At 65.1% G+C, this 17,789-nt stretch carries 18 protein-coding genes; 9 read left to right on the top strand and 9 right to left on the bottom strand.

Annotated features, from left to right (window positions below; all coding sequences use genetic code 11):
• Positions 1 to 57: 57 nt before the first annotated feature.
• On the bottom strand, positions 58 to 1,956 hold the full coding sequence (gene dnaK / locus HUK72_RS00090) for a molecular chaperone DnaK (protein WP_176594966.1): 1,899 nt from the start codon (positions 1,954 to 1,956) through the stop codon (positions 58 to 60).
• A gap of 176 nt (positions 1,957 to 2,132) precedes the next feature.
• Here dnaK and HUK72_RS00085 point away from each other — a divergent pair, with 176 nt between their 5' ends.
• The 4 genes from HUK72_RS00085 (at position 2,133) to HUK72_RS00070 (ending at position 3,922) form a co-directional block, all read left to right on the top strand.
• A complete protein-coding gene (locus tag HUK72_RS00085; protein ID WP_176594965.1) occupies positions 2,133 to 2,612 on the top strand; it encodes a copper chaperone PCu(A)C in 480 nt (159 codons plus the stop codon).
• Positions 2,609 to 3,073 carry a vgr related protein gene (locus tag HUK72_RS00080; protein WP_176594964.1) on the top strand — a complete coding sequence of 155 codons (465 nt, stop codon included), beginning with the start codon at positions 2,609 to 2,611 and terminating at the stop codon, positions 3,071 to 3,073. The genes HUK72_RS00085 and HUK72_RS00080 overlap by 4 nt, the downstream gene beginning before the upstream one ends.
• Positions 3,074 to 3,353: 280 nt before the next feature.
• The gene (locus HUK72_RS00075) at positions 3,354 to 3,530 is read left to right on the top strand and encodes a hypothetical protein (RefSeq protein ID WP_176594963.1); all 177 of its coding nucleotides are present in this window, start codon (positions 3,354 to 3,356) and stop codon (positions 3,528 to 3,530) included.
• A 17-nt stretch (positions 3,531 to 3,547) separates the two neighbouring features.
• Complete coding sequence (locus HUK72_RS00070) at positions 3,548 to 3,922, top strand: hypothetical protein (protein WP_255325568.1); 375 nt, start codon at positions 3,548 to 3,550, stop codon at positions 3,920 to 3,922.
• Positions 3,923 to 3,951: 29 nt separating this feature from the next.
• On the opposite strand, the gene HUK72_RS00065 is transcribed toward HUK72_RS00070, so the two are convergent.
• Positions 3,952 to 4,959, bottom strand: a complete 1,008-nt coding sequence (locus tag HUK72_RS00065; protein WP_176597669.1) for an LD-carboxypeptidase — start codon at positions 4,957 to 4,959, stop codon at positions 3,952 to 3,954.
• 20 nt (positions 4,960 to 4,979) lie between these two features.
• Positions 4,980 to 5,423, bottom strand: a complete 444-nt coding sequence (locus tag HUK72_RS00060) for a cupin domain-containing protein (protein WP_176594961.1) — start codon at positions 5,421 to 5,423, stop codon at positions 4,980 to 4,982.
• 161 nt (positions 5,424 to 5,584) lie between these two features.
• On the opposite strand from HUK72_RS00060, the gene dapE reads away from it, so the two are divergent.
• Positions 5,585 to 6,727, top strand: a complete 1,143-nt coding sequence (gene dapE / locus HUK72_RS00055; protein WP_176594960.1) for a succinyl-diaminopimelate desuccinylase — start codon at positions 5,585 to 5,587, stop codon at positions 6,725 to 6,727.
• 202 nt (positions 6,728 to 6,929) lie between these two features.
• On the opposite strand, the gene HUK72_RS00050 is transcribed toward dapE, so the two are convergent.
• From HUK72_RS00050 to HUK72_RS00035, 4 genes are all read right to left on the bottom strand, one after another.
• Positions 6,930 to 8,606 carry a bifunctional diguanylate cyclase/phosphodiesterase gene (locus HUK72_RS00050; protein ID WP_176594959.1) on the bottom strand — a complete coding sequence of 559 codons (1,677 nt, stop codon included), beginning with the start codon at positions 8,604 to 8,606 and terminating at the stop codon, positions 6,930 to 6,932.
• A gap of 90 nt (positions 8,607 to 8,696) precedes the next feature.
• A complete protein-coding gene (locus HUK72_RS00045; protein WP_176594958.1) occupies positions 8,697 to 9,227 on the bottom strand; it encodes a Smr/MutS family protein in 531 nt (176 codons plus the stop codon).
• Between the two features lie 12 nt (positions 9,228 to 9,239).
• Positions 9,240 to 10,514, bottom strand: coding sequence for a murein transglycosylase A (locus HUK72_RS00040; RefSeq protein WP_176594957.1), 1,275 nt, complete (start codon positions 10,512 to 10,514; stop codon positions 9,240 to 9,242).
• Complete coding sequence (locus HUK72_RS00035; protein WP_176597668.1) at positions 10,511 to 11,167, bottom strand: Tim44/TimA family putative adaptor protein; 657 nt, start codon at positions 11,165 to 11,167, stop codon at positions 10,511 to 10,513. Before HUK72_RS00035 ends, HUK72_RS00040 begins: the two co-directional genes overlap by 4 nt.
• A gap of 193 nt (positions 11,168 to 11,360) precedes the next feature.
• On the opposite strand from HUK72_RS00035, the gene secB reads away from it, so the two are divergent.
• The 4 genes from secB (at position 11,361) to HUK72_RS00015 (ending at position 15,467) form a co-directional block, all read left to right on the top strand.
• Positions 11,361 to 11,858, top strand: coding sequence for a protein-export chaperone SecB (secB, locus tag HUK72_RS00030; RefSeq protein ID WP_176594956.1), 498 nt, complete (start codon positions 11,361 to 11,363; stop codon positions 11,856 to 11,858).
• A gap of 147 nt (positions 11,859 to 12,005) precedes the next feature.
• Positions 12,006 to 13,610, top strand: a complete 1,605-nt coding sequence (gene murJ, locus HUK72_RS00025) for a murein biosynthesis integral membrane protein MurJ (RefSeq protein ID WP_176594955.1) — start codon at positions 12,006 to 12,008, stop codon at positions 13,608 to 13,610.
• A 3-nt stretch (positions 13,611 to 13,613) separates the two neighbouring features.
• Positions 13,614 to 14,618 (top strand): tryptophan--tRNA ligase, encoded by a 1,005-nt coding sequence (trpS, locus tag HUK72_RS00020; RefSeq protein WP_087575500.1) that lies wholly within the window; start codon positions 13,614 to 13,616, stop codon positions 14,616 to 14,618.
• Between the two features lie 198 nt (positions 14,619 to 14,816).
• Complete coding sequence (locus tag HUK72_RS00015) at positions 14,817 to 15,467, top strand: DUF4136 domain-containing protein (protein WP_176594954.1); 651 nt, start codon at positions 14,817 to 14,819, stop codon at positions 15,465 to 15,467.
• A gap of 269 nt (positions 15,468 to 15,736) precedes the next feature.
• Here the strand turns inward: HUK72_RS00015 and HUK72_RS00010 are convergent, their stop codons facing one another.
• Both HUK72_RS00010 and dnaA read right to left on the bottom strand, forming a co-directional pair.
• Positions 15,737 to 16,342, bottom strand: a complete 606-nt coding sequence (locus HUK72_RS00010) for a peptidylprolyl isomerase (RefSeq protein WP_176594953.1) — start codon at positions 16,340 to 16,342, stop codon at positions 15,737 to 15,739.
• 31 nt (positions 16,343 to 16,373) lie between these two features.
• Positions 16,374 to 17,789: chromosomal replication initiator protein DnaA (gene dnaA / locus HUK72_RS00005; RefSeq protein WP_176594952.1), on the bottom strand; the 1,416-nt coding region annotated here is incomplete at its 5' end.

Genomic DNA, 17,789 nt, shown 5'->3' with positions numbered 1-17,789 from the left:
CCCGGCGTCCCTGCCCCGTCACGGCCATAACAGTCCTGACGGGGCAAGCACATCAGCTTACGCCTTGTTGTCGTCCACTTCGGAGAATTCGGCATCGACGACATCATCGTCCGCCTTCGGAGCATCCGCACCCGGAGCAGCCGCAGCCGCCTGCTCCTTCTCATAAATGGCCTGGCCCAGCTTCATGGCGACCTGCGCCAGTTCCTGCGCCTTGGTCTTCATGGCTTCCGCATCGCCGCTCTCGACCGCCGACTTGGTGGCGGCGATCGCGGTCTCGATCTCCGACTTCAGGCCAGCGTCCACCTTGTCGCCATGCTCGGAAAGCTGCTGCTCGGTGGTGTGGATCAGGCTCTCGGCATTGTTCTTCGCCTCGGCCGACTCCCGCTTCTTCTTGTCTTCCTCGGCAAAGCGCTCGGCATCCTTGACCATCTGGTCGATGTCGGCGTCCGACAGACCGCCCGAAGCCTGAATGCGGATCTGCTGTTCCTTGCCAGTGCCCTTGTCCTTGGCATGGACGTTGACCAGACCGTTGGCGTCGATGTCGAAAGTGACTTCGATCTGCGGCACGCCGCGCGGCGCGGGCGGGATGCCGACCAGATCGAACTGGCCGAGCAGCTTGTTGTCCGCCGCCATTTCACGCTCGCCCTGGAACACGCGGATCGTCACCGCCTGCTGATTGTCGTCGGCGGTCGAATAGACCTGCGACTTCTTAGCGGGGATGGTGGTGTTGCGGTCGATCATGCGGGTGAACACGCCACCCAGCGTCTCGATGCCCAGCGACAGCGGAGTCACGTCCAGCAACAGCACGTCTTTGACGTCGCCCTGCAACACGCCAGCCTGAATGGCAGCGCCCATGGCGACGACTTCGTCCGGGTTGACGCCGGTATGCGGTTCCTTGCCGAAGAAATCCTTCACGGCCTCGCGCACCTTGGGCATGCGGGTCATGCCGCCGACGAGGACGACTTCGCTGATCTCGCTCGCGGAAACGCCAGCGTCGGCCAGCGCCTTCTTGCACGGCTCCATGGTCCGCTTGATGAGGTCGGCCACCAGCCGCTCCAGATCGGCGCGGGTGATGTTCTTGACGAGGTGCTTGGGACCATTCTGGTCAGCGGTGATGAAGGGCAGGTTGACTTCGGTCGACTGCGCGGACGACAGCTCGATCTTCGCCTTTTCAGCCGCTTCCTTCAGACGTTGCAGCGCCAGCTTGTCCTTGGTGAGATCGATCCCTTCAGCCTTCTTGAAGTCCTCCGCCAGATATTCCACCAGCTTGGCGTCGAAATCCTCACCGCCCAGGAAAGTGTCGCCATTGGTCGACTTCACCTCGAACACGCCATCGCCGATCTCCAGGATCGAGATGTCGAAGGTGCCGCCGCCAAGGTCATAGACCGCGATGGTCTTGCCGTCCTGCTTTTCGAGGCCATAAGCCAGCGCCGCCGCGGTCGGCTCGTTGATGATGCGCAGCACTTCCAGGCCAGCGATCTGGCCGGCGTCCTTGGTCGCCTGACGCTGGGCGTCGTTGAAATAAGCGGGAACGGTGATGACCGCCTGCGTGACCGTCTCGCCCAGATAGCTCTCGGCGGTTTCCTTCATCTTCTGGAGGGTGAAGGCGGAAATCTGCGAAGGCGAATAATCCTTGCCGCCAGCCTGCACCCAGGCGTCGCCGTTCGGACCCTTGGCGATTTCATAAGGGACGAGTTCCATGTCCTTCTTGGTCATCGGATCGTCGAAGCGGCGGCCGATCAGGCGCTTGACCGCGAAAACCGTATTGTCGGGATTGGTCACGGCCTGACGCTTGGCGGGCTGGCCGATCAGGCGTTCGCCATCCTTGGTGAAGGCCACGATCGAGGGCGTCGTGCGCGCGCCTTCCGCATTTTCGATCACCTTGGGCTTGCCGCCGTCCATCACGGCGACGCAGCTATTGGTGGTGCCAAGGTCGATACCGATTACTTTTGCCATCTTGTCCTCTTTGAACCCCAAATCATATTCAGCGGTTGACGGCCCCATACCTCACGAAAGCGCCAAGGCAAGGGCGTTTGCGCAAGGGATATAGGCGCGCTTTTGCTTGGCACAAGAAGCTGCGGACATTAGCTAGTCAATCGACCGGAAACGAGACAGTCACAAAGGCCTTGTCCATGCGCGCTTATTTCTCCCTTATCGCCCTTGTCCCCCTTGCGCTGCCCTTTGCATTGGCGGCCTGCGGCGACCCCGCGCCCACCTATGTCGACCAGGCCTGGGTGCGGCTCAGCCCCAATAAGGATACGCCGTCCTCCGGCTATTTCGTCGCCCATGGCGGCGATGTGGACACAGCCCTGCGCGGTGTGCTGACCGATTATGCGCTGAAGGTAGAGATGCATGAGAGCATGAGCGAAGGCGGCAAGATGACGATGAAGCCGCTCGACAGCGTGCCCATCCCCGCCAAGTCGAAGGTCGCCTTCGCGCCGGGCGGCAAGCATCTGATGCTCTGGGGTATCAACGACACGGCGATCAATCGGGGCAAGATGACGCTCACCTTCCTGCTCGCCAATGGCGACCGCCTGCTGGTCGACGCCGTCATTCAGAAGCCCGGCGCGGCCGCTCCCGCCCCCCAGACCGGGGAGCATGCGGCGCATTGACCGGCCGCCCGCTGACGGCGGCGGAAACCGCCCTCGCTCGGTCGGTTTTCGGAGACGCGATCGATTATGGGCGGGTGCGGGTGCATAATCGCAAATGGTGGCCGCTTCAGCCCAGGGGCGTCACCATGGCGCCTGACGGCGACCTCTGGTTCCATCCGGAAGGCGGCCTGTTCTGCGCGGATTTCTGCGACAGCCCTCTGCATATCCAGGGCCATTTCATCCATGAGATGACCCATGTCTGGCAGGCGCAGCGGGGCGGCAGATGGTATCTGCCGCTGATGCGCCATCCCTTGTGCCGCTATGGCTATGAGATCGTGCCGGGGCGGCCCTTCCGCCGCTATGGGCTGGAGCAGCAGGCGGAGATTGCGCGCCATGCCTTTCTGCTGCGGCGCGGGGTTCCAGTGGAGGGCAAACCGCCCCTGCCCGTCTATGACGCGCTGCTGCCGTTCACGGCGGGCTAGGGTGGAAGGCGGGCAATTGATGTTCGGTCAAAACATGCTCCTGCGAAGGCAGGAGCCCAGTCCCGCTCTTAGAGCATCATCGCACCGTCTGGACTGGGTTCCTGCCTTCGCAGGAACATGGCGCACATCAGGAAATTGGCCACCCGCGGCCCTCACGCCTTCCTCATCCTTAACCATATTCGCCAGGCCGCCTCGAATGAGGGATGCCCTGCGTCCCCGCGCTCTATGCCTTGCTGTGTTCCCTCGTAAAATTAAGCCTTTACGCCGGAGGGCCCGAGCCATGAACGTCGACAGCAACGACACCCTGTCCGAACGGGCGGAGCTGCACTTCCTCGCGGCGCTGGTGGACGAGCTGATGCGCAAGCTGCTCCTGTCCGGCGTGCTCAGCCAGGCCCAGCTCAACGAGATCGAGCAGCAGGTCTCCCATCGCGTCGGCCACAGCCCCCGCGCCTGGTAAGCCTGTTCCCCCGCGCCATGCTGTGCCATCATCGCCGGATGCGCGTCCTCACCGCCTTCCTGCCCCTCGCCGCCTTCCTCGCCAGTCCGGCATGGGCGCAAACCCCCGAACGCGCCGGTCATTATTATTTACGCGGGGTCATGGAAACCGGCTCCGAACTGATGCTCCACCCGGACGGCCGGTTCCAATGGTATCTGGTCTATGGCGCGCTGGACCTCTTCGCGGAGGGCAGATGGACAGAGAAAGACGGCACCGTCATCCTCGCGGCGGAAAAGACCAGGGACGTGCCCGAACCCGGCTTCCAGACCCTCGCCCTCACCATCAAGGGCAAGTCCCTGATCCCGCCCGACGGCCATGGCGCCTATGTCCGCCCTGCCGACGAGAAGGACTGAACCGCTGCGGCGCTCTATCATGGCGTCGCTTATCGGACGGCCGCCTCCAGCAACCGGATCGTTCCCGCATCGGCATCAATCTCCGCCCGGCATCCGACCGGCAGGCTGAACTGGCTGGCGACATGCCCGAACAGCGCGCCCTGAAAGGCGGGCACGCCCAAGCCCGCCAGATGCTGCTGCAACACTTCCGACAGCGTGAAGCCGCCATAGGAAGCCCCGCTCGGTCCGCAATCGGTGCATTGCCCGAACACCACGCCCGCCACCTTGCCCAGCACACCGGCCAGCGAGAGCTGCGTCAACATCCGGTCGATCCGATAAGGCTGCTCGCTCACATCCTCGATGAACAGGATCGCCCCGTCGAAATCCGGCACCCAGGGCGTGCCCATCAGCGTCGAAAGCACGGTCAGGTTCCCGCCCAGCAACCGCCCGCTCGCCTTCCCGCCGCGAAAGGTCCGGATACGCCCGCTCCGCTGCACCAGCCGGTCCTCACGCCCCTCCGGATTGGCGAGCAAGGGCGTCGCCCCATCGAAAGCAATGGCGCGAAAGGCATCCCAGGAAAAGCGCGGCCAACTGCTCGCCGCATTGGGCCCGTGGATGGTGACGAACCCCGCCCGCGCCGCAAAGGCCAGATGCAGCGCAGTGATGTCGGAAAAGCCGATCAGCAGCTTGGGATTGGCCCTGATCGCCTTGAAATCCAGATAGGGCAGCAGCCGCGCGCACCCCCATCCGCCCCGCGTCGCGAACACGGCCCGCACCTGCGGATCGGCAAACATCGCATTGATGTCCGCCGCCCGGTCCGCATCCGTCCCCGCCAGATAGCCGTAGCGTTCCACCAGATGCTTCGCCGGCTTGGGCACCAGCCCCATGGCGACGATCGTTTCCTTGACCAGATCGAGGTCGAAGGCGTCATCGGTGAAGCCCGCCGGCTCGACCAGCCCCACCATGTCGCCAGGACGCAGCCGGGGCGGCTTCACCACCCCCGCCGGAGCCGCGGCCAAGGCCCGGGGAGCCGCCATCGCCGCGCCCAGCAACGCCATCGACGCCCGCCGGTCCAGCTTCAAAAGCCGCTTCCATTCTTGCGGCGATAGGCGCCCTTGACCCATTGCATGTCGATGTCGGGATAGTGCGCATCCCCCAGCGGAACGCGCCCCACCGCCAGGAACACGCAGTCCGCGTCGCTCTCATTGACCAGATGATGGCCATCGGGCTCGCCCTTGGGGAAGGACGCCATGTTGCCGCCACGCAACTTGGTCCGGCTGCCTTCCTCGACCAGCACCGCCTCGCCGCTCAGCATGACGACGAACTCGTCCTCATCCTCATGCCAGTGCCGCTGGGAGGATGCCGCGCCGGGCTTCAGCACCACATGACTGACGCCGAAATCGGAAAGGCCGGTCGCCGGTCCCAGTTTGCGCACCCATCGTTCCGCCACCGCGCCCGCATATTGCGGCGGATAGCCGGTCCGATTGCTCTGTTCGATGGCCGCAAGGTCGATCTTGGGCATGACACATCCTCCTTGCCGGCAAAGCTGCCCGGCGCCGTTGCAGGCGCATCTTGCGAGCCGCCGGCTGTTCCAGCCGGCTTCAAAATGCCCTGCCGTTTTCCGCCGCATTTTGCGAGCCGCCGGCTGTTCCAGCCGGCTTCAAAATGCTCTAACGCAACCGCATGACCAAGACCAGCACCGATGCCGACCCGATCATCATAGCCGAGAAGCTGATCGCCTGCCCATCCGTCACGCCCGCCACGGGGGAGGTTTTCGCGGTGCTGGAAGCGATGCTGAAGCCGCTGGGCTTCACCGTCGATCGCTTCCTGACCGGCGAGGCGCCGGACGGACCAGTGGAAAATCTGCTGGCCTGGCGGACGACCGGGCCGGGCAGGCATTTCGCCTTCGCCGGGCATCTGGACGTGGTCCCGCCGGGCAATGGCTGGGCCAGCGATCCGTTCCAGCCGGAAAGGCGCGGCGAGTTGCTCTACGGCCGCGGCGCGGTGGATATGAAGGGCGCCATCGCCGCCTATGTCGCCGCGCTGCACGACCTGCCCGAAGACCTGCCCGGCACGATCAGCCTGATCATCACCGGCGATGAGGAAGGCGCGGCTGTCCACGGCACGCTCGCCCTGATGGATCGCATGGCCGCCCATGGCCTGCGCCCCGACCTCTGCCTGGTGGGCGAGCCCACATCCTCGCAACGGCTGGGCAACGTCGTCAAGATCGGCCGGCGCGGCTCGGTCAACATGTGGATCAATGTCCAGGGCGTGCAGGGCCATGTCGCCTATCCGCATCTGGCCGACAACCCGATCCCGCGCCTCATCCGCATCCTGTCGGCCATCGACGCCATTGTGCTGGACGAGGGCAATGACTGGTTCCAGGCCAGCAATATCGAGATCACCAATCTCGACGTCGGCAATCCCACCACCAACGTCATCCCCGCCGCCGCGCAGGCGCGCATCTCGATCCGTTTCAACAACGAACATAGCGGCGCGGAACTGGTCGACCTCATCACGGCGCTCGCCGCGACCGAAGGCGGCACGGTGGAGGCGAAGATCAGCGGCGAACCCTTCCTGACGGAGCCGGGCACGCTGTCGGACCTGGTGGCGGGCGCGATCCGGGAAGTGACGGGGGTGGAGGCGGAACTGTCGACCACCGGCGGGACGTCGGACGCCCGTTTCCTCTCGCGCCTTTGCCCGGTCGTGGAATTCGGCCTGAACAATGCGACCATGCACAAGCTGGACGAGGCGGTGGCGCTGGCCGATCTCAAGGATCTGACGGAAATCTACCGGCTGGTGACAATGCGCGCCTTGAGCGAATAAGAACCCGTCCCGAACGCAAGCCGTACTCCTGCGAAGGCAGGAGTCCAGTTCCACCGCCCGAACTGGATTCCTGCCTTCGCAGGAACACGAATATCGGATTTAGAGCGCACTGCGTTAAATCGGACGCAGGCCGCGCGCTCTAAGCTTTTGTTGTCGCATAATTTTAAGCGCAAAACCGGTTCCCACTTTTGCGCACGATGCTCTAGACCGAGCGCCGCTCCGGCATTGGCACGAAGGCGAAACGGGCGAGATAATCCGCCTCCCCCGTCGGCCGCGCCAGATGATAGCCCTGGAACAGCGAGCAGCCGATCACGCGCAGCATCTCCATCTGCGCCTCGGTTTCCACGCCCTCGACCACCACTTCCATGCCAAGGCCCTGGATCAGCCCGACGACGGCGCTGCAAATCGTGCGCGCCTCGGCCGAAACGGCGATGTCGCGGACCAGAGAGCGGTCGATCTTCACCCGGTCGACGGGCAGTTCGCGCAAGCGCGACAGGTTGGAATAGCCCGTCCCGAAATCGTCGATGGCCACGCGCACGCCATCGCGCCTCAGGGCGCTTAATTGATCGAGCGTCTGCGCCTTCATGTCCATCGCCAGCGATTCGGTGATTTCCAGTTCCAGCATGACCGCCGGAGCCTGATGCGCGTCCATGGCATGACGCAGGCGCAGGAAGAAATCGGCCTGCGCCAATTCCCGCGAAGAAATGTTGACCGCGATGCGCTGCCCAACCCCGGCCCGCGCCCAGCGCGCCGCCGTTTCGCACACCCGCCCCATCACCCAATCGCCCAGCGCCACGATCGCGCCGCTTTCCTCCGCCACCGGCACGAAAGAACCGGGCATGACCAGATCCCGTTCCGGATGGACCCAACGCACCAGCGCTTCGGCGCTGACCGCGCGGCCGCTGCCGATCTCGATCTGCGGCTGGAATTCCAGCAGGAATTCGTCTCGCTGCAGGCCCAGCAGCAGATCGCGCTCCAGTTCGGCGCGGTCGGCGGCTTCCAGCGCCAGTTCGGTGGTGAACATCTCGGCCCGGTTACGGCCCTGATGCTTGGCATGATACATGGCGATGTCGGCCGAACGCAGCAGCGCGGGCAGCGTGTCGCCATGTTCGGGATAGCAGGCGATGCCGATCGACGCGCCCAGATCGACATGCTGGCTGCCCAGGTCGAAGCGCTCGCGCAGCGCGAACTGGATGGCGCGGGCGATGCGGCCGGCAGTGTCCAGATCAGGCATGGCGGGCACGAACAGGGTGAATTCATCCCCCGCCAGACGGCCGATCAGGCAATCGCCCGTCCCCGCGCTGGCCTGCGCCATGGCGACTTCGCGCAGTCGACCGGCGACGCGGGCCAGCAACTGGTCGCCCGCCGCATGGCCCAGCGTGTCGTTGACGCCCTTGAACCCGTCGAGATCGATGAAGAACAGCGCCGCCAGCCCCTCCTCGCTGCGCTCGGCCAGCATCCGTTCAACCTGCCGGCAAAAGCTGGCGCGGTTCGCAAGGCCGGTCACCTGATCGAACAGGGCCAGCGCCTGCACATGATCCAGATTGGTGCGCACCTGGCTGAACAGGCTCTCCATCGCCACCGACAGGTCGGGCAGTTCCTGGCCTATGTCGGCGGGCACGGCGGATTGCAGGTCGCCATGCGCTGCCGCCAGCAACCGCTCCGTCGCCCCGTCAATGGCGCTGGCCGTCGTCGCCACGGTTCGGCGCGCCGAAGCCCAGCTCAAAGTGCCGCACAGGATCGCGATGATGAGGGACCGGCCGATGCCGTCAATATCCGTGGCCTGCCCCTGGCCCAGCACCAGCGACAGGATGAACACCAGCGCCCCCGCGGCGCAGGCGAAGGCAGTGGCGCGGCTCGTCAATGTCACGCCCTGCATGTGCCTCCCTACCCGCGCGATCCGATCCCGGATCAGCCGGATATGAAGGACAGTGGTTAAGAAAAGGTCAGTGTATCGCTCGAAAAGGGCTTATTTCTTGCGCCGCAGGATGACGTAGAGCGCACCCTCGCCACCATGGCGCTGATGCGCGATCCGCACGCTGGCGATGCGGTCGGCATAGCTGCTGGTCTCCAGCCAGTGACCAATCTCGCCGCGAATGGCTCCCCGGCGCGATCCGCCGGCAGAGGCGGTTTTCGGCGGTTTGCCGGTGACCACCAGCAGGATGCGCGCATCCCGTGCCCATGCCGCCGCCAGCGCCTGGTTAAGCCGGGCATGCGCCGCCGCAAGGCTATGCCCGTGCAGGTCGATGGCCATGTCCGGCGCCATATTTCCGCTACGGATTCTGCGCTCCCAGCTTGAATCCAGCGTGGCCGTCGGGGTTCGCGCCGGGGCTGCGGCCCCCGTCTGAACGGAGGGAAGCGTTAACCCTGTTGCGTCCGCAGCCTTGACTGGCACCGCCGGCGGAGAAGGCGTCCGCGCGCCAGGACGCAGCGGCCTTACCGACCGGGTCAGCGCCGTCCAGAGCGCCTGTTCTTCGGAGGAGAGATTGCGCCGACCCATGGCAGCATGGCGTCAGTTCTGGCCGAGCCGGGCCGCCGACCCCAGCGGCAGCAGGATGAGCGCGCTGCCCCGCGCCGACATGCCGCCCGCGATGCTGCGCGCACTGGCCCCCGCGCCCCAGAAGCTGTCGAAGCGGTTGGCGCCCTTGATCGCGCCGCCCGTATCCTGCGCGATCCAGATGCCATTGGGTTCGGCCCGGTCGAGCGACAGCAGCACCGGCGCGCCCAGCGGCACATATTTGGGGTCGGCCGCCACCGTCGCCTCCGGCGTGACCGGCACGCCCAGCGCCCCCAGCGGCCCAGCGCCGGTCAGCTCGCGGAAGAAGACGAAGCTCTTATTCTCGTCCATGATCGCCGCGCCCTCTGCGGGGTTGGCGCGCAAATAAGCCATGATGTCTTGCATCGACCCGGCCTGGATCAGTCCGCGATCCTTCATCAGCTTGCCGATGCCGGTATAATCGCGGCCATTCTGCCCGTCATAGCCGATCCGCATCACCCCGCCATCGGGCAGCAGCAACCGGCCGCTGCCCTGCACCTGGAGGAAGAAGAATTCGACCGGATCGGCGGCCCAGGCCAGTTCCAGCCCCTTGCCCGCCAGCGATCCGCCCACGATCTGCGACCGGTCGTCGAAGGGAACGAAATTGCTGCCGTCCACCTTGCCCCTGATGGTCTTGCCCTTCAGGCTGTCGCTGAACAGGCCCAGATTGACGTCGATCAGATTGGCCGGGCGGCGGTAGATCGGCACCTGATAGCCGGGCTGGCGGTTGCGTGATCCGGCGATCTCCGGCTCATAATAGCCAGTGACGAAGGCCTTCCCCTCGCCCACCTGCACCGCTTCGAAATAGCGGGAGAAAAACTCGTTGGCCGATGCCTCGGGCCAGCTAGAGGCGGCGGCGCAGGCGCTGTTCCAGTCCGTTCCCCGCGTCAGCCCGCTCTGGTCACCGCGCTTCATCAGCGAGGGGCAGGAGAGGCGGAAAGCCTGCAACGCCTTGCGCGAGCGTTCGCCCGAGGGAATGAGATCGGCAATGTCGGGTCCGCGCGTGACGCCCGCGCTGGCCGCATTGGCGGTATCGGCGGGCATAGTCGTCGGTGGCGGAGTGACGGGCACGGGCGGCCTGGGCGTTGAGGGAATCGGCCGGGTCGTCGTCTCGCCGCTGCCGCGGGGCGGACGGGCTGGCGCGGGACCGCCCGCACCCGGCGGAATCACGCCGCCGGCGCAAGCGGACAGCAGCAGGGCCGTGGCCAGCGCGCCTCCCGCCCGCACGCCACCCAATGACCGCAGGCTCATGCCGCCTCGTCGGTCTCGCTAAGCTTCCAGTTGGGGTCGGTGCTGCGCAGATCGCGCGAGAAGGTCCATATATCGTTGGTGCCGACGGCGTCGGTCAGCGAACCGGCGACGACATGGCCGTCCCTGTCGCGGGTGACGGCGGCGATGTCCGCCTCGAACCGCAGGGAAATCTCCGCCATTCGGCCGGTGACGCTGGCGTCGACGATCTGCGCCTTCTCGATGCGGACCAGACGGTTGTCGAGGACATGGCCCTCCGCCTCCCGCGCCGCGATCGCCTCCTCGAACGACGCCAGCACATCGGCGTCGCACAGCCATTCCAGTTCCTGCCGGTCGCCCCGCCAGAAGGCTTCCAGCACCATCTTATAGGCAGCCTTGGCGCCTTCGACGAACTGGGGCACGTCGAAGCTGCGGTCCGCCGCGATCAAGGCGCGCACGCACGCCTCGCCGCCGGGCGCGATCAGGCCATCGGACAGCCGTACCGAATCGCCCGCCATTTCCGTGACCGGCCGGGGCTGCACGATCGTCACCTTGGCGCGTTCCTCCGCCGGACGCAGAGCAGGCTCCTGTTCATGCCCGGTCCGCTTGCCGAGCACGGAATAGAGCCGCAGCGCCAGAAAACCGGCAATCATGGCGAGGATGACGATCACATACACGGGGTCAGGCACCCTTTGGATTGAATCTGAATTACTGTAACGCAACCAACATAAGCATGTTTCCCCGCATATTCAAATGGCGGCTTTTCGCGGGGCCGCCATTGCTCCGCCCTGCCGCCCCTGCTAAGCGCGCGGATCGACATGCGCGGGCATTCTGCCTGCCAAGGCAAACCTAAACACCCAGGGAAATAAGATGGCCGAGGAAGCCGATACCATTCAGACCACCGGCAATGGCGCCGACAACGGCCCGCAAATCGCGCTGATCAGCCAATATGTGAAGGATCTGTCGTTCGAGAACCCGAACGCACCCGCCGTCTACCAGTGGCAGGACCAGCCGCAGATCGACGTGCAGTTCAACATCGGCGCCGACAAGGTGGGCGACGAAGTGGTCGAAGTCTCCCTGAAGATCGAGGTCAAGGCGACCGCGCCGCAGGGCACCGCCTTCGCCGTGGAGCTGGTCTATGCCGCGATCTTCGGCATGCGCAACGTGCCGGAGGACCAGATGCAGCCCTTCATGCTGGCCGAAGCGCCGCGCCTGCTCTTCCCCTTCGCCCGCCGCGTGCTGGCCGACGCGATCCGCGACGGCGGCTTCCCGCCGCTGCTGCTCGACCCGATCGATTTCGGCGGCCTCTATGTCCAGCAGGCCGAAGCCATGGCGCAGACGACGGGCGAGCCGGCCGGTCACGCCTGAGCAAAGCCAGAATATTCTCCTGTCCGTTTGTGCTGAGTAGGGACTGAGCTTGTCGAAGGCCCGTATCGAAGCAGCTCCGCAACCATCCTTCGATACGCCGCTTCGACTTCGCTCAGCGGCTACTCAGGACGAACGGGAAGCCATGGCATGAAACTGGCCAGGGCGCTGGGCTCGGTCGGCGGACTGACGCTCGCCAGCCGGATACTCGCGCTGGTGCGCGATTCGCTGGCGGCGCGCTATGTCGGCGCGGGTTTCGCGTCGGACGCGTTCAACGGCGTCGCCTTCCGCCTGCCCAACATGTTCCGCGCCCTCTTTGCCGAGGGGGCCTTCTCCGCCGCCTTCATCCCGATGTTCAACCGCAAGGCGGCGGGACCGGGCGGGATCGCGGAAGGCTATCATTTTGCCGAGCGGGCGCTGGCAGTGCTGCTGCCGGTGCTGGTGGTCTTCACCGCGCTGCTGATCGCGGCGGCCTGGCCGATCACCTGGGCGCTATCCGGCGGCTTTTCGCGCCAGCATCCGACGGCCGAGCAATTCGCCTTCGCGGTCATGCTGTCGCGCATCACCTTGCCCTATCTGGCGCTGATCAGCCTAGCCTCGCTGCTGGGTGGAATATTGAACTCGCTCGACAAATTCTGGGTGAATGCCGCCGCGCCGATCCTGCTCAACGTCGCCATGATCGCGGGACTTTGGCTGTTCCACGGTGCCAATGAATATGAAACGGCGCGGGTACAGGCGATTTCCGTCACTGTGGGTGGCGCGCTGCAATTGCTCTGGCTGGTCTGGGCCTGCCGCCGGGCGGGCGTGTCGATGAAGCTCAAGCGGCCGCGTTTCGACGCGGATGTGAAGGAGTTGCTCCGCCTGATCGTTCCGGCAGCGGCGGGCGCGGGCGCGTCACAGATCAACCTGCTGATCTCCACCGCCTTGTCGGGCTGGCTGCTCGCTTCGGGATCGATCACCTATATCTATTATGCCGACCGGCTGAACCAGTTGCCTTTGGGCCTGATCGGCATCGGCCTTGGCACCATATTGCTGCCCACCGTCTCGCGCCTGCTGTCGACGGGGCAGGAGCAAGTGGCGATGGACACGCAGAATCGCGGCATAGAGCTGGCGCTGTTCCTGACCCTGCCCGCCACCGTCGCCTTCATCACCGTGGCCGAGCCGATCGTGCGCGGCCTGTTCCAATATGGCCGCTTCACGGTCGAGGATGCGCAGCGCTGCGGCTGGGCCCTGTCGGCCTTCTCCATCGGCCTGCCCTCCTATGTCCTCGTGAAAGTGCTGACGCCCGGCTATTATGCGCGGGGCGACACCAGGACGCCGGTGCGCTATGCGATGCTGTCGATCGTCATCAACATCATCGGCAATTTCCTGCTGATCCCGCTGCTGGCTCGGGTGGGCATGGGGCATGTCGGCCCGCCGCTGGCGACGGCGCTGTCCTCCACCGTTAATGTCGCCATGCTCTATTCGACGCTGGTGAAGCGCGGCCATTTCGCCGCCGACGCGCAATTGCGGCGGCGCCTGCCCCGCCTCGCGCTGGCGGCGATCGCCATGGGCGCGGCGCTTTATGCGGGCGAAGGCCTGCTCGATCCCTGGCTCGGCGGGGTGATGCTCCAGCGTTATGTGGCGCTTGCCCTGCTTGTCGGCGCCGGCATTGCGCTTTACGGGGTGGCCTGTTTCATCACGGGCGCCTATCGGCTGTCCGACCTCAAGGCGCTGATGCGTCGCAAAAGTGCAACCAAAGAAGAGAACGGATAAGTCATGCGCGTCCTTTCCGGCATCCAGCCGACCGGCAATCTGCACCTGGGCAATTATCTGGGCGCGATCCGCAACTGGGTGCGGATGCAGGATGAGATGGACGCCGACAGCCAGTGCTTCTTCTTCCTGGCCGACATGCATTCGATCACCGTGCATGAAGGGCGCGAGCAACGCATCCGCAACGTCCGCGACATGGCCGCGGCTCTGGTCGCCGCGGGGATCGATCCCGACCGCTCGGTACTCTTCAACCAGGCGCGGGTGCCCGCCCATGCCGAGCTTTGCTGGCTGCTGAACGGCACGGCGCGGATCGGCTGGCTCAACCGCATGACCCAGTTCAAGGACAAGGTCGGCAAGGACCGCGAAGGCGCCTCCATCGGCCTGTTCGTCTATCCGGTGCTCCAGGCGGCGGACATCCTCGTCTATAACGCCACCCATGTGCCGGTGGGCGAGGACCAGAAGCAACATCTGGAACTGGCCCGCGACATCGCCACCAAGTTCAACACTGATTTCGGCGTGGAGCTGTTCACCCTGCCCGATCCGATCATCCCCAAGGAATCGGCGCGCATCATGTCTTTCCGCGACGGCACGGCCAAGATGTCGAAGTCCGACCCTTCCGACATGAGCCGCATCAACCTGACCGACGATGACGATGCCATCATGCAGAAGGTGAAGAAGGCCAAGACCGATCCCGAGCCGCTGCCCGAAACCGCCGCAGGGCTGGCCGGGCGTCCTGAAGCGAACAATCTGGTCGGCATCTATGCGACGCTGGCGGGCACCACTGCCGACGCCGTCTGCGCCGAGTTTGCGGGCAAGGGCTTCGGCGCGTTCAAGCCCGCGCTGGGCGAGCTGTTGGTCGAAACGCTTCGGCCGATCCGGTCGCGGTTCATGGAATTGCGCACGGATGACGCCGCGCTCGACGCGATCCTGGAAAAAGGCGCGGCCAAGGCATCCACCGCAGCCGCGCCGACGTTGCGTGCCGCTTATGACGCCATGGGACTGATGCGCTGATGCCACAGGGGTCGCCAAAGCGGCGGCCCCTTCCCTGCCCGCGACGGAATAATCCTGCCCGCGCCGTCGTAAGGATGGCAGGACATGGTTTGCGCCCGTTCGCCCGTTACGCGCGTTCAAACGATGTTCAGTTGCGTTTTGCTATGGCAAGACGCAAGATGTTTGGCAGGCGTAGTGCCTGATACAGGACGCAGAAAAATGACCCGTTTCAAAAAGATCGGCCTGATCGCGGCGCCCGCTTTGGCGCTCGTGGCTCTGTCGGGCTGCGCAACTTCCTTCAAGGCGGATGTCGCCCGCTTTCAGCAGCTCCCGGCGCCCGCCGGGCAGAGCTTCACCATCGTCGCGGACGATCCGCGTCTCGCCGGTGGTCTTGAATTTTCGCACTATGCCGATCTCGTCGGCCAGCGCCTGACCCAAACCGGCTATGTCGCGGCCGGTGACCCGGCGCGGGCCGACCTGATCGTCAGGGTGTCCTACGGCGTGGACAATGGGCGCGAGAAGGTGCGCTCGACCGGCATCAGTGCGCCTGACCCCTTCTTCTACGGCGGCTGGGGTTGGCGCGGGCGCTGGGGCCGTCCCTGGGGCTATGGCTTCTATGACCCGTGGCTGTTCGGCCCCGGCAGCTATAACGACATCAGCAGCTATACGGTCTATACCAGCGACCTCAGCATGAAGATCGACCGCGCCGCCGACAATCGCCGCCTGTTCGAAGGCAAGGCGCAGGCCCAGTCGCTGTCTAACAAGCTGACCTATCTGGTGCCGAACCTGATCGACGCGATGTTCACCGGCTTCCCTGGGCAAAATGGGGAGAATGTGAAGATCACCCTGCCGCCCGAAAAGAAGGGCTGAGCGGCTTTCCAGACGAGCGGCTCCCGGCCTAGCCCAATGACCCGGCGGTCTAGGATCGCCGGGTTTTCTTTTGGGAGAAGCGTTCGGCTTGTTGATGGATGGGTTTTGGCCAATTGCTGACGTGGGATATCCGTTCGGGCTGAGCGAAGTCGAAGCCCTCAACCGAGCAGAGCGAGGCTCCCATGCTTCGCCTTCGCTCAGCAGGGCCCTTCGACAAGCCAGGGCGAACGGAAACTGAAAGTCCGCAACCCACCCTCAATCGCCATCCTTCAGGGCATGCGCCGCGCCGTCAGAATCTTCACCGGCTGCTCCAGCATCTGCCCCTTCATCACGCCCTCGCCAGCCGTGGGCGATTTGGGCGCGGCCAGGATCGCCTTCACCACGTCCATGCCTTCGACAATATGGGCGAAGACGGCGAAACCCTGATTGTCTCCCCCCGCCTCCGGATGCGCGTCCATGCCCGGCATCTTGCCCAGCACGATGAAGAAATCGCCGGTCGCGCTGCCCGGCGCATAGCGGGCCATGGAAAGCGCGCCATCATCATGGGTAAGGCCCGTCTGGCTTGTCGGTTCATGCTTGATCGGCGGCAGGACGCGCTTGGGATTGTTCTGCGCGCCACCCTGCACGAAGCCATAATCGGCCGTGCCGACACCGCGATAGAATAGCGTGCCGTCCAGCCGCTTCTGATCGACATAGCGCAGGAAGTTCGTGGCCGTGACCGGCGCCTTGGCGACATGCACGGCTACAACAATGCGCCCGACGCTGGTTTCGAGCGCGACCCGCACATCGGCGGGTGACGGCGCAGAAACGGTCTGCGCGAAGGCAGGGCCAAGACAGAAAAAAGCGGCGAGGAAAAGAGCAAGCTGTCGGATCATGCGTGAAGCCTAATCCAAAGCCGCTCGCCTGTCAGCCTTCCAACTGGCGCTGCAAAGCGCGGATATCGGCGTCGATATCCGGATTGCTCTGCCGCAATTCCTCGATTGTGCGCACGGCATGGATAACGGTGCTATGGTCGCGTCCGCCGAAGATGCGGCCGATCTCCGGCAAGGAGCGCGGCGTCATCTTCTTGGCGAGATACATCGCCACCTGGCGGGGACGAGCCACCGCGCGCGCCCGGCGCTTGGACCGCATTTCCGCCGCGTCGATCTTGTAATGCGCGGCGCAGGCCTTCTGGATCTCGTCGACGGTGATGCGGCGGGCATTGGCGCGCACCGCGTCGGCCAGCATCGCCTGCGCGAACTCCAGATCGATCGACCGCCCGGTGAGCTGGCCATAAGCGATCAGCTTGTTGAACGCGCCCTCCAGCTCGCGGACATTGGAGCGGATCGAGCGGGCAAGGAAATCCACCACGGCGTCGGGCACCGGCGGATCGCCGGCAATGGCGCGCTTGGCCTCCAGGATCGCGAGGCGCAGGTCGAGCCCCGCCGGGCGGATGTCCGCCACCAGCCCGCCGGCCAGGCGCGAGAGGATGCGCGCATCGATCGCGTCCAGCATTTGCGGTGCGCGGTCGGCGGTCACGACGATGCGGGCGCCCGAATCGATGAGATCGTTGATCGTGTGCAGAAACTCTTCCTGCGTCGATCCCTTGCCGGCGATGAACTGGATGTCGTCGATCAGCAGCAAGCGGGCGGCGCGCAGCCGCGCCTTGAACATCATGGTCTCATTGGCCCGCATCGCGTTCACGAATTCCATCATGAACCGCTCGGCCGACATATAGAGGACCGGCGCCGACGGAGAATGCTCCGAGAAGAGCCGGGCGATGGCGTGGAGCAGATGCGTCTTGCCCTGGCCGGTGCCGCCATGGATGAAGAGCGGGCTGAACCGTGGCTGGCTCTTGCCGGCCAAGGCCTGCGCCGCCGAAAAGGCGAGATGATTGGTTTCGCCCGTCACGAATTCGTCGAAGCTGTGGCGCGGCTGAAAATTCGAGGCGGGGCCCTGAACGTCCATCACGACGCTGTCGGCGGCGGCCGCCGTCTCCGTCTGGTGCAGTTCAAGGACGCGCGGACCCACCGCATTGGGCGCCCGTCGCAGGCGGACCTCGCGCACGCCCGCCCCCGCGCAGCGCCATGCCATGCGCAGGCGGTCACCGAACTGACCCGACACGAAGTTCGCCGTGAAGTCGGAAGCGAACAGCAGATCGAGCGTCTGCGATTCGGGGCAATAGTCGCCCAGTTGCGCGGCCTTCAGCCACTGATCGAACATGCGCGCGCCAATGTCGCGGCGCAGGCCGGCGCGAATGGTCGCCCAGACAGTCTCCAGGCGCGCGCTTTGCTGCGTGTCGAGACCGCTCAAACTTCCAATCACTGCCGCAATATCCTTCAT

The organism is Sphingobium sp. 15-1, from assembly GCF_013375535.1.
GTDB lineage: Bacteria > Pseudomonadota > Alphaproteobacteria > Sphingomonadales > Sphingomonadaceae > Sphingobium > Sphingobium aromaticivastans.
The sequence above is the reverse complement of the archived record's forward strand: the minus strand, read 5'-3'. Positions and strand labels throughout refer to the sequence as shown.

Excerpts from the sequence above, each read along its gene's own strand:
- HUK72_RS00070 (WP_255325568.1), top strand. The coding sequence starts at position 3,548 with ATGCTGTGCCATCATCGCCGGATGCGCGTCCTCACCGCCTTCCTGCCC.
- HUK72_RS00015 (WP_176594954.1), top strand. The coding sequence starts at position 14,817 with ATGACCCGTTTCAAAAAGATCGGCCTGATCGCGGCGCCCGCTTTGGCG.
- HUK72_RS00060 (WP_176594961.1), bottom strand. The coding sequence starts at position 5,423 with ATGCCCAAGATCGACCTTGCGGCCATCGAACAGAGCAATCGGACCGGC.
- HUK72_RS00085 (WP_176594965.1), top strand. The coding sequence starts at position 2,133 with ATGCGCGCTTATTTCTCCCTTATCGCCCTTGTCCCCCTTGCGCTGCCC.
- HUK72_RS00050 (WP_176594959.1), bottom strand. The coding sequence starts at position 8,606 with ATGCAGGGCGTGACATTGACGAGCCGCGCCACTGCCTTCGCCTGCGCC.
- dnaK (WP_176594966.1), bottom strand. The coding sequence starts at position 1,956 with ATGGCAAAAGTAATCGGTATCGACCTTGGCACCACCAATAGCTGCGTC.
- HUK72_RS00065 (WP_176597669.1), bottom strand. The coding sequence starts at position 4,959 with ATGGCGTTGCTGGGCGCGGCGATGGCGGCTCCCCGGGCCTTGGCCGCG.
- HUK72_RS00045 (WP_176594958.1), bottom strand. The coding sequence starts at position 9,227 with ATGGGTCGGCGCAATCTCTCCTCCGAAGAACAGGCGCTCTGGACGGCG.
- HUK72_RS00040 (WP_176594957.1), bottom strand. The coding sequence starts at position 10,514 with ATGAGCCTGCGGTCATTGGGTGGCGTGCGGGCGGGAGGCGCGCTGGCC.
- dapE (WP_176594960.1), top strand. The coding sequence starts at position 5,585 with ATGACCAAGACCAGCACCGATGCCGACCCGATCATCATAGCCGAGAAG.
- HUK72_RS00010 (WP_176594953.1), bottom strand. The coding sequence starts at position 16,342 with ATGATCCGACAGCTTGCTCTTTTCCTCGCCGCTTTTTTCTGTCTTGGC.
- HUK72_RS00075 (WP_176594963.1), top strand. The coding sequence starts at position 3,354 with ATGAACGTCGACAGCAACGACACCCTGTCCGAACGGGCGGAGCTGCAC.
- murJ (WP_176594955.1), top strand. The coding sequence starts at position 12,006 with ATGAAACTGGCCAGGGCGCTGGGCTCGGTCGGCGGACTGACGCTCGCC.
- secB (WP_176594956.1), top strand. The coding sequence starts at position 11,361 with ATGGCCGAGGAAGCCGATACCATTCAGACCACCGGCAATGGCGCCGAC.
- trpS (WP_087575500.1), top strand. The coding sequence starts at position 13,614 with ATGCGCGTCCTTTCCGGCATCCAGCCGACCGGCAATCTGCACCTGGGC.